Source organism: Lentzea nigeriaca (genome assembly GCF_016907955.1).
Lineage (GTDB): Bacteria > Actinomycetota > Actinomycetes > Mycobacteriales > Pseudonocardiaceae > Lentzea > Lentzea nigeriaca.
Genome location: NZ_JAFBCX010000003.1, coordinates 438,018 through 451,684, shown reverse-complemented (window position 1 = coordinate 451,684; position 13,667 = coordinate 438,018). Strand labels below are relative to the sequence as shown.

Below are 13,667 nucleotides of genomic sequence, written 5' to 3'. Positions count from 1 at the left end.
TCCCTCCGAGCTTAGGTGACGTCTCAACTAGGTCCACATGCTGGAACGTCAGGTCAGCGGGGCGAAAGTGAGCGAGAAGCTCGCCTTCTGCGCGTGAAGCCGGTACTGCGGCAGCACGCCCGGTCCGCACGACGCCGTGCCCAGTCCGTGCTGGGCGAGGTCGAGGTTCAGGTAGACGTGATCGCGCGGCTTCAGCTCGTCGGTGTGCCGGGCCGCGTCGAGGTCCTCGCTGGTCCAGCGGCGGGCGGTGAAGTCGAACACCGGCTCGCCGCTCACCCGGATGCCGCGGCCGCCCGCGGTGAGGTGGAGCCAGCGCACGTCGGACCGGTTGCCGTTCTCCTGCGGGAAGACGTACGGCGTCTGCAGTTCGTCCACAGTGGACGTGAACCGGCCGATGCGGGCGGCCTGGCGGCTGTCCGCGTACGCCTCACCGGGACCGGCGCCGAACCACTCGACCGCGTCCAGCTCGGCTGGAAGCGCCAGGCGGAGGCCGAGGCGGGGGAGCGTGCACGGCCACTCGCCGTCGGGGGTGACGTCGAGCCGCAGGCGCAGCCGGTCGCCTTCCGCGGTCCAGTGGTAGTCGGCGAACATGCCGTAACCGACGGCCGGTGGTGCCACGCGGGTGCGGACGACCAGGGCGGTCTCCTGGACGCCGACCTCGATGACGCGGTGCTGCAGCCGGTGCAGGCCCGCGTCGCGCCACGTCCGTTCCTCTGGCTGGTCCGCGCTGCGGTCGTTGTCGGTGGGAGCGCGCCACAGATCCAGGCGCGGGCCGACGACCAGGTGCTCGCCGAGCCTGGTCAGCCGGCCGGTGGCCGGGTCGAACTCGCCGGGCCCCAGCCAGAGGGCGTCGCCGACGCCCACCTGTTCCACTGCGTCGACGGGCGCGACCGGGGTGGCTTCCGCGACGGCGATCTGGCCCCAGGCGAGGACGTGACCGGCGTCGGCCCAGGTGGTGGCGGCGGCAAGGGAGGCGTGGACGGTCAGCCACCCTTCGCCGGAAGCCTCGGGGAGCTCAGGGAGGGCAACGTCCGCGTGCTGGCCGGCGGCCACCGCGGGCACGTCGAGCGCCCCTGTCGCCACCTCCACACCGTCGACCTCGTACACCCAGTCGAACCGCAGGTGGTCCAGCGACACGTGGTCGTAGTGGCTCTCGATCCGGATGCCCTGCGCGGTCCCGGTGATCCTCACCGGCTCGAAGACCTTCGCGAACTCCAGCAGGCCCGGCGACGGCGTGCGGTCGGGGAAGACCAGGCCGTCGATCACGAAGTTGCCGTCGTGGATCGGCTCGCCGAAGTCGCCGCCGTACGCGTAGTGCCCGTCAGCCTCGAGTCCGTGGTCGATCCACTCCCAGATGAACCCGCCGTGCACGTGCCGGTACCGCTCGAACAGCTCGCGGTACTCGAGCATGCCGCCGGGACCGTTGCCCATCGCGTGCGCGAACTCGCACAGCACGAACGGCAGCGTTCGGCGGTGGGCGTTGGTGTCCTCGCGGCGGCCGATCTGGTCGACCTCCTCGTGGGAGGCGTACATGCGGCTGTAGACGTCGACGTACTCGCACTCGCGGTCGCCCTCGTAGTGCACCGGACGTGACGGGTCGCGGTCGCGGGTCCAGGACGCCATCGCGGCGAGGTTGCGGCCGGTGTGGGACTCGTTGCCCAGCGACCACATCACGACGGACGGGTGGTTCTTGTCGCGTTCGACGGTGCGGCGCATGCGGTCCACATAGGACTCCGCCCAGCGCGGGTCGTCGCTCGGGTTGCCCTCCCAGTGCAGCTCGCCGAACCCGTGCGTCTCCAGGTCGCACTCGTCGATCACCCACAGGCCGTGCTCGTCGCACAGCTGCAGGAAGTGCGGGTCCGGCGGGTAGTGGCTGGTGCGGACGGCGTTGACGTTGTGCCGCTTCATCAGCAGCACGTCGGCGAGCATGGCCTCGCGGGGCACCGCGCGGCCGAACCGCGGGTGGTGCTCGTGCCGGTTCACGCCGCGGAACACCACCCGCGAGCCGTTGATCGTGATCACGCCGTCCTCGATGGCGACGGTCCGGAACCCGATCCGCACCGGCACCCGTTCGGCGGCGGTGTGCACGACACCGTCGTAGAGACGGGGGTTCTCGGCGCTCCACGGCTCCACCGGCACCTCGGCGGACCGCGCGTCGCGCACGCCCAGCTCCGGCACGGTGACCAGGACGCCGGGAGCGGCGTCGATCTTCAGCGTGCCGAGCCCGGAGACGTGGTCGTACGAGGCCTGCAGGTGGTAGTCCGCGACACCGCCGCGCGGCCGCGACAGCAGCGTGACCGAGCGGAAGATGCCGGACATCCACCACATGTCCTGGTCTTCGAGGTAGCTGCCGGACGACCACTGGTGCACGCGCACGACCAGCACGTTCCTCTGTGGACGGAGCAGGTCGCCGACGTCGAACTCGGACGGCAGCCGGCTGCCGCGCGTCACGCCGAGCTCGGACCCGTTGAGCCACACCCGGCCGCACGAGTCGATGCCGTCGAACCGCAGCACGGCCGGTTCGTCGGAAGGCCAGTCCGAGGGCAGGTCGAACTCCAGCCGGTGATCGCCGGTCGGGTTCTCCGAGGGCACGAACGGCGGCTCGACCGGGAACGGGTAGTCGACGTTGGTGTAGGCGGGTGAGCCGTGGCCCTGCAGCTGCCAGTGCCCGGGAACGGTGAGCGAGCCCCAGCCGCTGTCGTCGAAGTCCTCGCGCTCCACGTCTTGGGGCGCCGCCGCGAGCGACGGCGACAGGTGGAAGCGCCAGGTCCCGTCGAGGGACAACGACGCCGCGTCCGAGGTGAAGAAGGCGCGCGGCGGCAACGCACCGGTGCCAGGACCCATGTCTTCGATGTACACGATCAGCCCTCCGGAGTGGCCCGTGAACGCTCCCGTGAACGTTCACGGGATGCTCGGAGCATGCTCAGGAACGTCTGACCCTGTCAAGGCGTCAGGTGGATTCGCGCACCAGGAGAACGGCGTTGACCAGCAGTTCTTCCGGCGGCAGCTGTGGCTCGCGCGCCAGCAGCCTGCCCGCCTGCTCGATCGCGAGCGCACCCACCCGGCGGGTGTCGAGCGCGACGCTCGTCAGCGCGGGATCGACCACCGTGCCGAGCTGGAGCCCGTCGAAGCCGACCACGGCCAGCTCGTCCGGCACCGCCCTACCGAGCCGCCGGGCCGCCCTCAGCGCCCCGACGGCGATGACGTCGTTGAACGCGAACACGGCGGTGAGATCGGGGCGCCGCGCGAGCAGGTCCGTGAGCGCCTCGGTGCCGCCGTCGACCGACTGCACGGCGTTGCCGACGGCATCGGCCACGAGCCCGTGCGCGCTCATCGCGTCAGCGAACCACGAGTGCCGGATGCTCGGCCTGGAGCGCTCCTCGTAGTCCAGCATGCCGATCCGGCGGTGTCCGTTGGCGACGAGGTGGTCGACGGCCTCGCGCACCCCGGCCGCGCCCTCGATCCGGATCGAGCTGAACCGCGGCGTCTGGTGCTCGCGCCCGATCAGCACGGCGGGCATGCCGCTCAGGTGAGCGTCGAGTTCGGACTCCGCCAGGTTGAAGTAGCCGACCACGGCGTCCACTTGGGACACGACGACCTCGATCGTGCCGCGTTCCTCCTCGTCGCTGCCGGCGGTGTCGTAGACGATGACATGCCAGCCGCGGGCGCGTGCGGCCTCCAGCGCCCCGGCGGCGACCTCGGTGAAGAACGGGTTGAGCAGGTCGGGGATGACGAGCCCGATGGTCGTGGTGTCCTGCCGCACCAGCCCGCGGGCGAACCGGCTCGGCCGATAACCGAGCTCCCGCGCTGCGTCCAGGACCCGCTGCTTGGTGCTGCCGTCGATCTCGCCCTTGTCGTTGAGCGCTCGCGACACCGTCTGCCGCGAGACCCCGGCGGTCCGCGCGACGTCGTTGATCGTCACGCGCTTGCTCACGTGATCACCTCTCGTCCGATTGGGACCGAGTATGCAGGGCGTCCAGCACGGCGGTGATCGCGGCGCGCGCGTCCCTGCGCACGGCGGCGGTGATCCTCCTCGTCACCGGCAGCTCCTTCGTGACGACGTCGAACCGCGGGTCGACGGCCAGCGCGGGCAGCACCGCGACCGCCAGACCGGCCTCGACGTGCTTGAGCGTCAGCATGTAGTTGCTGAACCGGCCGACGACCCTCGGCTCGAAGCCCGCCTGCCGGCAGAGGCGGGTCGCGAGGTTCGCCATGTAGGAGCCGGGGATGTCGAACGCCCACGGCTCGTCCTCACACGCCTTGAGGTCCGTCTTCGGCTGGCCCGGCGGGGAGAGCAGCACGATCGGGTCCTCGCCGAGCGGCACGACGTCGATGTCCCTGGGGACCGGCAGCTCGACGAAGTCGGTGGTCGTGATGATCACGTCGACCTCGCCGGCCAGCAGCGCGGGCATGCTGGCGTGCGGTTCGAGCTCGACCAGCTCCACCTGGAGGTGAGGATGGTCGAGTCGCTGGAGCGCGGGGACGACCAGCGTGTGGATCGAGCTCTGGAACCCGCCCAGCCGGACGCGGCCCGACGGCTCCTCGTTGAGGCCGCGCAGCTCGGCTTCGACGGCGTCCATCTGGTCGAGGATCGATCGCGCCCTCCTGGCGAGGATCAGCCCGGCCGACGTCAGCCGCACGCGCCGCCCGGTTCGTTCGAGGAGCTGTGTGCGCGTCTCGTGCTCAAGCACCGCGAGCTGCTGCGACACGCTCGACGCACTGAGGTTCGCGGCCTGCGCCACGGCTCGCACGGTGCCCAGCGCGTCGAGCTGGCTGAGCAGGCGCAGGCGCCACGGGTTGAGCGTCATGCTGTGCAGTATCTCCGAACAGCGAGCGTGGAATTGTGAGATGGACCTGATGCTCGCGGGTTCGTAGCTTCTTTCCATGGACACCTTCTGGGATGACGTCGACCGCCACCTCGTCCGCTACGGGGGCACGTTCACGCGAGAGATCATCGACGGCGCGTCGGGGAGCTTCCTGTTCACCGAGGACGGCCGCCGCATCCTCGACTTCACGTCCGGCCAGATGAGCGCGATCCTCGGCCACTCGCACCCGCGCATCGTCGCGACCGTCCAGCGCCAGATCGCGAACCTCGACCACCTGTTCAGCGGCATGCTGAGCCGCCCGGTCGTGGACCTGGCCCGCCGCCTCGCCGCGACGTTGCCCCCGTCGCTGTCGAAGGTGCAGCTGCTGACGACCGGCGCCGAGTCGAACGAGGCCGCGCTGCGCATGGCCAAGCTCGTGACGGGCAAGCACGAGGTGGTGTCGTTCGCGCGCTCGTGGCACGGCATGACGGCAGCGGCGGCGGCCGCCACCTACAGCGCCGGCCGCAAGGGCTACGGGCCGGCGACGCCCGGCAACTTCGCGATCCCGGCGCCGTCCGGGGACTGGCAGGCGCAGCTGGATCTGGCGTTCGACCTGATCGACGCGCAGTCCGTGGGGGCTTTGGCCGCCTGCATCGTCGAGCCGATCCTGAGCTCTGGCGGGATTCTGGAGCCGCCGGTGGGGTATTTCGCCGCGTTGTCCGCGAAATGTCGTGAGCGCGGAATGCTGCTGATTCTGGACGAGGCCCAGACCGGGTTGTGCCGCACCGGGACCTGGTACGCGTTCGAGCGTGACGGCGTGGTGCCGGACATCCTGACGTTGTCCAAGACCCTGGGCGCCGGGCTGCCGCTGGCCGCGGTGGTCACCTCCGCCGAGATCGAGGAGGAGGCGCACGCGCGGAACTACCTGTTCTTCACCACGCACGTGTCGGATCCGCTCGTCGCTGCGGTGGGGAACACGGTGCTGGACGTGCTGGAGGAGGAACGGCTCGACGAGCAGGCGGCGAAGCTCGGGGCGTTCCTGCGCAACGGGTTGGACGACATCGCGGCCCGCCACCCGTTGGTGTCCGACGTGCGGGGGCGTGGATTGCTGGTGGGGGTGGAGATCGCGGACGAGGGGCTGAGTGCGCCGATCACCCGGAAGTGCCTGGAGCTCGGGCTGCACATGAACATCGTGCAGATTCCGGGGATGGGTGGGGTGTTCCGGATCGCGCCGCCGCTCACGGCGACCGAGGAGGAACTGGCGTTGGGGTTGAGCATCTTGGACGAAGCGATCGGGGCCGTCGGCTGACCAGGCCACGCGGCATCGCTCGCCGGGCGAACCCGTCGAGGTCGGTGAACCGGCCGGTTACCTGGCGGCTGGTTCCGGCAGCTTGCCGAGCAGCGCGCGGGCCTTCCGCAGGATGTCGGCCTCCTCGTGACCGAACTCCGAGAGATAGTGGCGCAGCGCGTGCCGGAGGAGGACGAGCTCCTCGTCGGTCAGCTCCAGGGTCTTGGTGCCCATGACTCCATGGTAGGCCTTCGGGTGGCGGCACCCCACCCGGTCGCGCGCAGCCCAAAGCGACGCACGGCCGGGGGTGCCGTTGGCGCGGAATCGACTTCTCGCCGGTGGCGAGTGAGACGAGCCGGGCGATCGTGTCGGCGGGCTCGCGTGGATCAAGTGTGGCGCTCGCGCCGAGCAGGCCCAAGGGGCCAATCGCGGCTAGATCAGGCCCAGCCTGCGCGCGGCGAGAACGGCGTCGCGGCGCTGGTTCACGCCGAGCTTGCGGTAGATGCCGCGCAGATGGGTCTTCACCGTGTTGACCGACACGAACAGCGAGTCGGCGATCTCCTCGGTGGTGCGCATGGACGGCAGTTCGAGGAGCAGGTCGCGTTCACGGCTGGTCAGCACGTCGGTGGAGGCCGTGGACGCGGCGGGCAGCGCGGTCATCGTGGTGGTGGCGAACGATTCCAGCCGGCCGAACCGGCCGGCGCCGCGGGCCAGCAGGTCGCGCACGGGCTTGCCCGCGTTGTAGAACGGGCGCAGCGCGCCGACCGGTTCCGCCGCGGCCAGCGCTTTCGTGACGGCCTCGTGTGCCCGCCGCTGGTCGCCGGAACGGTCGACGAGCACCGCCTCCAGCAGCCAGCCGTCCACGACCGTCGGTGCCGCGAGAGCGGGAAGTTCGCCCGACAGCAACGGTTCCACGAGCTTGCGGGCCTGCGCCGCGCGGGCGTGATGGGTCTGCACGACCGCGCGCAGCACCGCCTGCTCGCCGCACGGCCCGAACATCGCCTCCACCTGGTCGGGCATGGCCGACGCCCACTGCTCGTCCCCGGAACGCAACGCGATCCGTTGCACCGCTGGGGCGATGTGCGCGATGACCGGCGGTATCACCTGCCGTTGGGCGACATCCTGCCACTGCGCGCGGATGCGGCCGACGATCGCTCGCGGATCTCCGGACGTCGGGAACGACACCGCCGCGTCCAAAGTGGACACGGCGAGCCCTGTCGCCGGGTCTGGACGGTCGCCCAATGCCCGCACCGCACGGCTCGCGAGGTCGGCCGCGCGCGTGTCGTCCAGCCTCAGATAGGCCTGCACCCCCACCAGCGTGTAGGCGAGCGCGCAGACGAAGTGCGACTGCCAGCCCTTCTCCTCTGCGAACTCGAGCGCCTCGCCCGCCTGTCTGGCCGCGGCCAGGATGTCGCCGGACGCGCTGGTCAGTGTTGCGAGGTGGACCTGGCCGTCCAGCACCGCGTGGTCGAACCGCTCCTGCCGCGCGATCGCCGTCGCCCGCACCAGATCGCGTTCCGCGCCCGCGTGATCGCCGGAGAGCATCGCCGCGACCCCGCGGTTCAACAGTGCCGCGACCTCGGCATCGGTGCCGCCACGCCCCGCCGCCGTGCGTGCCATCACCCGCAATGCCTCACCCAGTCGCGCGTCGAACCGGCCGCGCCGCAGCAACGCCGTCGCGTGCAGCACCCGCACGCGGTCCTGCCGCAGCTCGAGCGGCTCACCGCCGAGGGCGGCGAGCATTCTGTCCGCGGTCGCGAGGTCACCCGCGTCCATCGCGACCAGCGCCGCGACGACCCCGACCTGCGGCCGCGCGAGCACGTGGCCGGGTACCGCCTCGACCACCGTGCGCAACCGCGCGCTGCCCTCTCGCAACACCTCCGGCAGCACCGAGTGCTCGACGATCTCGGCGGTCAGCTGGTCGTCACCGGCTTGCAAGGCGTGCCGCAGCGCCACCGACGGTTCGTCGTTGCGGTGGTACCAATGCGCTGCTGTCCGGTGCAGTGACGCCTCGTCGGCCGGCCTCGACCGGCGCAGCTCGGCGGAGAGGTGTGCGCGCAGCACCGGATGGCAGCGATACCACTCGGGCGCGGTCTCGAGCCTGCTCACGAACGAGTTGGTGCGTTCGAGCGCGTCGAGCACAACACCGGGGCTCGCGTGCCGGGTCAGCGCACAGGCCAGTTCCGCGCTGACGGTGTCGCACACGCTGGTCGCGACGAGCAGGTCCCGCACCGGCCGCGGTTGGCGCGCGAGCACCTCCTCGCCCAGATACCGGTTCACGACCTGGTCCAGACCAGCGAACATGAGCAGGTCGCCCGGTCTGGCCTCGGCCGCGGCCAGCCGCATGATCGCGAAGCGCAGGCCGCCGATCCACCCCTCCGTCTGGGCCAGCAGCTCGCTGACGTCGTCGGGGGAGAGGTGCAACCCGTGCGCGGCGAGCAACGCCTCGGTGTCGGCGCGGTCGAAGGCGAACTCGTGCGGCAGCACCTCGCGCAGCCGTCCTTCCAGGTGCAGGCGCGCGAGGTGCAGCGGTGGCGGGAAACGGCCCAGCAGGAGCAGCCGGAGCCGGTCGGGTGGCTGGCGCATGAGCTGGTCGATGCTCGCGAGCGCGCCGGGGTCGCGGATCTCGTGGACGTTGTCCAAAACCAGGCACCGCGACTCGCCCGGCTGGTCGAACGCGGCGATGATCGCCGAGGAGAAACCCGGCTCGGTCAACGGGATCGCGTCGGCCAAGGCGAGGGCATCCCGGATCGCGGCGCGCAGACGCACCGGGTCGTTGTCGTGCTCGTCCAGCGTCAGCCAGGCCACGTCGTCGTCGCGGCGGCGCGCCCACGCGGCGAGCAGCGTCGTCTTGCCGCAGCCCGCCGGTCCGGTGAGCACGGTGACCGGCGCCGACGACACATGATCGTCCACTGTGGATAGTAGCTTGGCGCGTGGGACGAGCGGTGTGGCGGCGGCGGGCAAGCGCAGCTTCGCCTGGCTGGTCTCGGGGTTGGACGACTCACACTCCGAACTGTCGGACATTGCGGATTTTCTCCCGATGGAGTTTGTCGAGGCATGATCGCGTGATCGAACCGCATCACCGCGAGGGCGGGCAGGCGGACTCGTTCGCCTTGTCACGAGCGGAAAGCAGCCACAGTCCTCTCCCGATCACACCCATCAGCCGCGGCAGCAGGCTGAGCGTGGCGATCACCCCGGTCGTGCTGGACGGCTCGCAGTCGTCGCCGGTACCGCTGACGACGACCGCGATGAACACCGCCACGGCGAACACGATGCGGCGGGAGCGGGAACGGTCGGGTTGACGACTCAAGATCGGTCACCTCCGCCGTCGACGCTGCTCGCCGGAGTGCGCGTCCGGCCTCCTCCGCGCCGGGCGGTCGCGGCACGGGGGTTCACCTGCGGCGGGTGAAGCAGCGGGCCTGGCCGCCCGCAGAACCTTTGGCCCATGAGCATGAGCCACCGACTCTCCTTGCACGACCTCGTCGACGTCGTGCGTCCCGCCCGCCCTGTCGCGTCCGTTTACCTGGGAGCGAGCCCGCTGCGTTCGTGGCGGTCACGCTGGCACCGCCTGGCCGACCAGCTGCGCTGCGACGGCGCGGGCGCCGACGTGATCACCGCGGTCGGCGAGGTGTTGCAACGGGCCCGTTCCCTTTACCCGGGGGCCGATGCGCTCGTGGCGTTCGCGGGTGAGGAGCTGCCCCCGCGCGTCTTCCACACGCCCGGTCTACGCCACCTGGATCTGGCCTGGTTCAGCTCGCCCGCCCACGTTCTGCCGCTGCTCGCCTGGCTGCAGGACCGTCCGCCGCGCGTCGCCGTGACCACCGGGCGTTGCTGCACCGACCTGGCCGCCGGTGGCGAACGGATCTCGCTGAACTACCCGGAACCGGAGTGGCGGCCGGGCGTGCGGTCGGCCGCGGCGGCGTGCGCGGAGATGCTCGACCGCCAGGAGGCCAGGCTGCTGGTGGTGGCGGGGGAGGACGAGGTGGTGGGCGCGTTGTGGGAGGCGCTGCCCGCCCCCGTCCGCCGCGACGTCGTGGTGCGCTGGACCGGCCGCGACCTCACCCCGAGCCGCATCGCCGCCGAGACGCGTGCGGCGGCGCGGGCGTGGACCGAGGGCGTCCTGGCCGACTTCAACGCCCGAGGCCGGGCACGGAACCTCGCGGTGGAAGGAGTCGACCACACCCTCACCGCGATCGCCGAGGGCCGCCTGGACGACCTTCTCGTCGGCTACCCGGAGGACATCACCGCGACCGCCTGGTACGGCCCCGCACCCACCGACGTGGCGCGCGGCTGGTCCCCGTCCCGCCGCTGCGGCCTGCTGGCCGACGTGGCGGTGCGCGCCGCGTTGCTCAGCGGCACGCGCGTGCACGTGATCACCGCCGGCACTCTGTTCGAAGGCATCGGTGGCCTCTGCCGCGCGCAACTCTCCCTGGTGCGCTCATGACCACCGAGTTGCTGCCGTTGCGCACCGGCTTCGACGTCGTGTGGCTCGGCTACCGCCGCGACCAGGTCCAGTACTACGTGGCCGAGACCGAACGCGACTTCGCCCTGCTGGCGGCCGACCGCGACGCCGCCGAGGCCAGGGCCGTGTCACTGGCACGCAACCTCGAGGCCGCACGCTCCGAGAACCGCGCGCTGCAGGACCGGATCGATCGCCTGTGCCGTCAGCCGCTGTCGCCGGACGCGGTGGGCGAACGCCTCCGCCACGCCGTCGACGCGGCGCTGTCGGAGGCGGCCGCGATCGTCGAACGGGCCAGTGCCATCGAGGACCACGTGTGGGCCTCGGCCCGCCAGATCCACGCCGAACACCTCGACCTGCTGGCCACCACCCGCGAACGCATGTCCCGGCTGGTCCGCGAGGGCGAGGCACGCCGCCGGGCGCTGGACGAGGCCGCCGCCGGGCACCGGGCACAGGTCGAGGAGGACTTCTCGCTGGCGCTGGCGTTGCGGCGCAAGGAAAGCCTGCGGGACGCGCAGCTGATCGAGGAGACGGCACGGCTGCGGGCCGAGCGGATGGTGCGGGAGGCGCGGCGGCAGGTGGAGGTGCTGCGGGAGCACCGGGACCGGGTCGCCGACGTGTTGCGGGTGGTGCACGCGTTGCTGGGCAAGGCGGCCGGGCACCTGCGGGTGGGGGAGAGCGGGTGAAGATCCTCCCTTTGGCACTGGCCCAGTTCATCGCGAGCTACGCCGCCACCAACATGAACGTGGCCATCAGCACGATCGCGGCCGACCTCGGCACCACGATCACCGGCGTCCAGACGACGATCACCCTGTTCACCCTCGTCATGGCAGCGCTGATGGTGCCGGGCAGCAAGCTCACCGACATCTGCGGCCGCCGCCGCTGCTTCGTGCTGGGCCTTGCGATCTACGGCACGGGCGCGTTGCTCGCCGCGTTCGCGCCCGGCCCCGGCCTGTTGCTGATCGGCTACGCGATCGGCGAAGGCGTCGGCTCGGCGCTGATGATCCCGCCCATCTACATCCTGGTCACGGCGCTCGCCACCGATCCGACGGCGCGGGCGAAAGGGTTCGGGATCGTGTCCGGGGCCGGTGGGCTGGGTGCGGCGGCGGGACCGTTGCTGGGCGGGCTGATCACGAGCACGTTCAGCTGGCGCGCCTCGTTCGTCGTGCAGGTGCTGGTGGTGGCTGTGATCATCCTGTTCGCCAGGAACCTTCCCGGGACGCCGGGACAACACGACAGGTTCGACCTGCTCGGCGCGTTCCTGTCGGGCGCAGGGTTGTTCCTGCTGGTGCTGGGTGTGTTGCGTACCAACGTGAACGGCTGGGGCGTCACCACCTGGCTGCTCATCGGAGCGGGCGTGGTGGTGCTCGCGTTGTTCGCGCTTCACATCCACCGGGCCGAGAATCCGTTGTGCGAGCCGAAGCTGTTCCGAGACCGCACGTCCAACCTCGGCCTGGGCACGCAGCTCGTGCAGTGGCTGGTGCTGCAGGGCACGTTCTTCGTGCTTTCCGTGCACCTGCAGCAGGAACAGGGTCTCACCGCGATCGGCACCGGTCTCGCGCTGCTGCCCGCCACCATCGGACTGCTCGTCACCTCGGCGCTCGCGGGCCGGTTCGCCCGGCGCCACTCACAGCGCACGTTGATCCGCGTGGGCTTCCTGATCACGATCGCCGGCACCCTGCAGCAACCGGTCGGGCTCTTCCTGGTGGGAGCCGGGATCGGGATCATGCTGACGGCCTCGGTCAACGTCGTGCAGTCGCGCTGGCCCGACGCCGACCAGGCGGACGTGTCCGGGGTGTCGCGCGCGGTCTCGAACCTGGGGTCGTCGCTCGGCACGGCGTTCGTCGGCTCGGTCCTCACCGGGGCCGGGCATCCGTACCGCGCGGCGCTGACGCTGCTGGTGCTGTTCGCGACAGCGGGTCTCGTCCTCGCGCTGTTCATCCGGAGCGACGGCGAACCGCCGCGAGGATGACCTTCAACGCCACGCCCACGACGAGCAGGTCCGCGATCATCTGCACGGTCACGAGAACGCGCGCGGCAGTGGAAACCGGTGCGATGTCACCGAATCCGACCGTGGCGAACACGGTGACGACGAAGTACAGGGCATCCGTGCGGCTGAGCGGAACGGTGAAGCTGCCGGGGTGGTGCCGCGCCAGCAGGAAACAGGCCTGGGCGAACACCAGCAGGAACAACGGAACCACGAGGGCGAGCGCCTGCACGCCCTGCCAGCCGGGGTGCGCGGACCGGCCGATCATCCGCACCTGCCACCAGAAGACGACGAGCACCAGGAGCAGAGCGGAGACCAGCCGGAGGACGGTGTATCCGTCCTCCGGCTGGTCCATCGGCAGGCGGTAGTAGACCAGCAACAGCACCCCGACACTCGCTGCCGGCCGCACCACCGCCGAGATCACCGCGCGGGTCAAGACGTGAACGTCTCGCGCAGCAGCTCTTCCTGTTCCACCGAGAGGTTGGTCGTGACCAGGGTGGCTCCCGTCTGCCTGAACTGGTCGGCGACCCGGTCGACGACGGCGTGCTCGGACATCACGAACAACGCCGACGTGCCCGGCGTGACGCTCTCCCTGACGTCCTTGACGAAGTCGTCGTCGATACCCGCCCTGGACAACGACCCGGCCAGGGCGCCGACGCCCGCGCCGATCGCCGCGCCCAGCACCGGGATGAAGAAGATCAGCCCGAACAACAGGCCCCAGAACGCCCCGCCGAGCGCACCCGCGCCGGTGAGTTTCCCGAGCTCCTTGGTCTTCGGGCGTTTGGCATCGGCCTCCCAGTAGACGTAGGCCGCGTCGCGGACGGTGATCAGTTGCTGTTCCTGGAGTTTCCGCAGGAGGTCGAGCGCGAGACGCGCTCCGTCGGAGGTGTCGAACTTCCACACGGTCAAAGTGGCCATGAGCCAAACTGTGCGAGAGACACCCGGCCGCGGTCCTCACCCGTGCGGGGTGGGCCGCGCGTCGAGGGTGATGGCCGCGTCGATGAGCGCCAGGGGGTGAACGCCTGCGGGAAGTTGCCGTAGGTCGGCGTTTTCTCGAACACCAGCCGTGCCTCGCGGGACACGGGACGGGGAGCCGAACCGCCGGAGGCAGAACCACCCGCCGTGACG

The 13,667-nt window shown here is 70.9% G+C and carries 12 protein-coding genes; 4 read left to right on the top strand and 8 right to left on the bottom strand.

Features of this window, described 5'->3' with window-relative positions:
• Positions 1–48: 48 nt before the first annotated feature.
• The 3 genes from JOD27_RS13065 to JOD27_RS13055 all read right to left on the bottom strand — a co-directional run bounded on the left by JOD27_RS13065 (position 49) and on the right by JOD27_RS13055 (position 4,808).
• Positions 49–2,859 carry a glycoside hydrolase family 2 TIM barrel-domain containing protein gene (locus JOD27_RS13065; protein ID WP_307830105.1) on the bottom strand — a complete coding sequence of 937 codons (2,811 nt, stop codon included), beginning with the start codon at positions 2,857–2,859 and terminating at the stop codon, positions 49–51.
• Positions 2,860–2,950: 91 nt separating this feature from the next.
• Entirely contained in the window at positions 2,951–3,934 is a 984-nt protein-coding gene (locus JOD27_RS13060; RefSeq protein ID WP_307830104.1) for a LacI family DNA-binding transcriptional regulator, read from the bottom strand.
• 4 nt (positions 3,935–3,938) lie between these two features.
• A complete protein-coding gene (locus JOD27_RS13055; RefSeq protein ID WP_204762454.1) occupies positions 3,939–4,808 on the bottom strand; it encodes a LysR substrate-binding domain-containing protein in 870 nt (289 codons plus the stop codon).
• Between the two features lie 76 nt (positions 4,809–4,884).
• Here JOD27_RS13055 and JOD27_RS13050 point away from each other — a divergent pair, with 76 nt between their 5' ends.
• Positions 4,885–6,114 carry an aspartate aminotransferase family protein gene (locus tag JOD27_RS13050; protein WP_204762453.1) on the top strand — a complete coding sequence of 410 codons (1,230 nt, stop codon included), beginning with the start codon at positions 4,885–4,887 and terminating at the stop codon, positions 6,112–6,114.
• A 57-nt stretch (positions 6,115–6,171) separates the two neighbouring features.
• Here JOD27_RS13050 and JOD27_RS13045 read toward each other — a convergent pair whose 3' ends face one another.
• The 3 genes from JOD27_RS13045 to JOD27_RS13035 all read right to left on the bottom strand — a co-directional run bounded on the left by JOD27_RS13045 (position 6,172) and on the right by JOD27_RS13035 (position 9,403).
• Positions 6,172–6,327: a hypothetical protein gene (locus JOD27_RS13045; protein WP_204762452.1), complete on the bottom strand. Its 156-nt coding sequence runs from the start codon at positions 6,325–6,327 to the stop codon at positions 6,172–6,174.
• 198 nt (positions 6,328–6,525) lie between these two features.
• The gene (locus tag JOD27_RS13040) at positions 6,526–9,117 is read right to left on the bottom strand and encodes a winged helix-turn-helix domain-containing protein (protein ID WP_204762451.1); all 2,592 of its coding nucleotides are present in this window, start codon (positions 9,115–9,117) and stop codon (positions 6,526–6,528) included.
• Between the two features lie 55 nt (positions 9,118–9,172).
• Positions 9,173–9,403, bottom strand: coding sequence for a hypothetical protein (locus JOD27_RS13035; protein ID WP_204762450.1), 231 nt, complete (start codon positions 9,401–9,403; stop codon positions 9,173–9,175).
• 135 nt (positions 9,404–9,538) lie between these two features.
• On the opposite strand from JOD27_RS13035, the gene JOD27_RS13030 reads away from it, so the two are divergent.
• The 3 genes from JOD27_RS13030 to JOD27_RS13020 are packed head-to-tail and all read left to right on the top strand — an operon-like array spanning position 9,539 to position 12,524.
• Positions 9,539–10,537, top strand: coding sequence for a hypothetical protein (locus JOD27_RS13030; RefSeq protein ID WP_204762449.1), 999 nt, complete (start codon positions 9,539–9,541; stop codon positions 10,535–10,537).
• Positions 10,534–11,238: a hypothetical protein gene (locus tag JOD27_RS13025; RefSeq protein ID WP_204762448.1), complete on the top strand. Its 705-nt coding sequence runs from the start codon at positions 10,534–10,536 to the stop codon at positions 11,236–11,238. The genes JOD27_RS13030 and JOD27_RS13025 overlap by 4 nt, the downstream gene beginning before the upstream one ends.
• Positions 11,235–12,524, top strand: a complete 1,290-nt coding sequence (locus tag JOD27_RS13020; RefSeq protein ID WP_204762447.1) for an MFS transporter — start codon at positions 11,235–11,237, stop codon at positions 12,522–12,524. The genes JOD27_RS13025 and JOD27_RS13020 overlap by 4 nt, the downstream gene beginning before the upstream one ends.
• On the opposite strand, the gene JOD27_RS13015 is transcribed toward JOD27_RS13020, so the two are convergent.
• Positions 12,490–12,975 carry a potassium channel family protein gene (locus tag JOD27_RS13015; protein ID WP_204762446.1) on the bottom strand — a complete coding sequence of 162 codons (486 nt, stop codon included), beginning with the start codon at positions 12,973–12,975 and terminating at the stop codon, positions 12,490–12,492. The genes JOD27_RS13020 and JOD27_RS13015 overlap by 35 nt on opposite strands.
• Entirely contained in the window at positions 12,972–13,457 is a 486-nt protein-coding gene (locus JOD27_RS13010; protein WP_204762445.1) for a DUF1269 domain-containing protein, read from the bottom strand. Before JOD27_RS13010 ends, JOD27_RS13015 begins: the two co-directional genes overlap by 4 nt.
• Between the last annotated feature and the right edge of the window lie 210 nt (positions 13,458–13,667).

What these genes read in the sequence shown, in the direction of transcription:
- JOD27_RS13055 (WP_204762454.1), bottom strand. Translation starts at nt 4,808, where the DNA reads ATGACGCTCAACCCGTGGCGCCTGCGCCTGCTCAGCCAGCTCGACGCG.
- JOD27_RS13050 (WP_204762453.1), top strand. Translation starts at nt 4,885, where the DNA reads ATGGACACCTTCTGGGATGACGTCGACCGCCACCTCGTCCGCTACGGG.
- JOD27_RS13045 (WP_204762452.1), bottom strand. Translation starts at nt 6,327, where the DNA reads ATGGGCACCAAGACCCTGGAGCTGACCGACGAGGAGCTCGTCCTCCTC.
- JOD27_RS13040 (WP_204762451.1), bottom strand. Translation starts at nt 9,117, where the DNA reads ATGTCCGACAGTTCGGAGTGTGAGTCGTCCAACCCCGAGACCAGCCAG.
- JOD27_RS13030 (WP_204762449.1), top strand. Translation starts at nt 9,539, where the DNA reads ATGAGCATGAGCCACCGACTCTCCTTGCACGACCTCGTCGACGTCGTG.
- JOD27_RS13025 (WP_204762448.1), top strand. Translation starts at nt 10,534, where the DNA reads ATGACCACCGAGTTGCTGCCGTTGCGCACCGGCTTCGACGTCGTGTGG.
- JOD27_RS13010 (WP_204762445.1), bottom strand. Translation starts at nt 13,457, where the DNA reads ATGGCCACTTTGACCGTGTGGAAGTTCGACACCTCCGACGGAGCGCGT.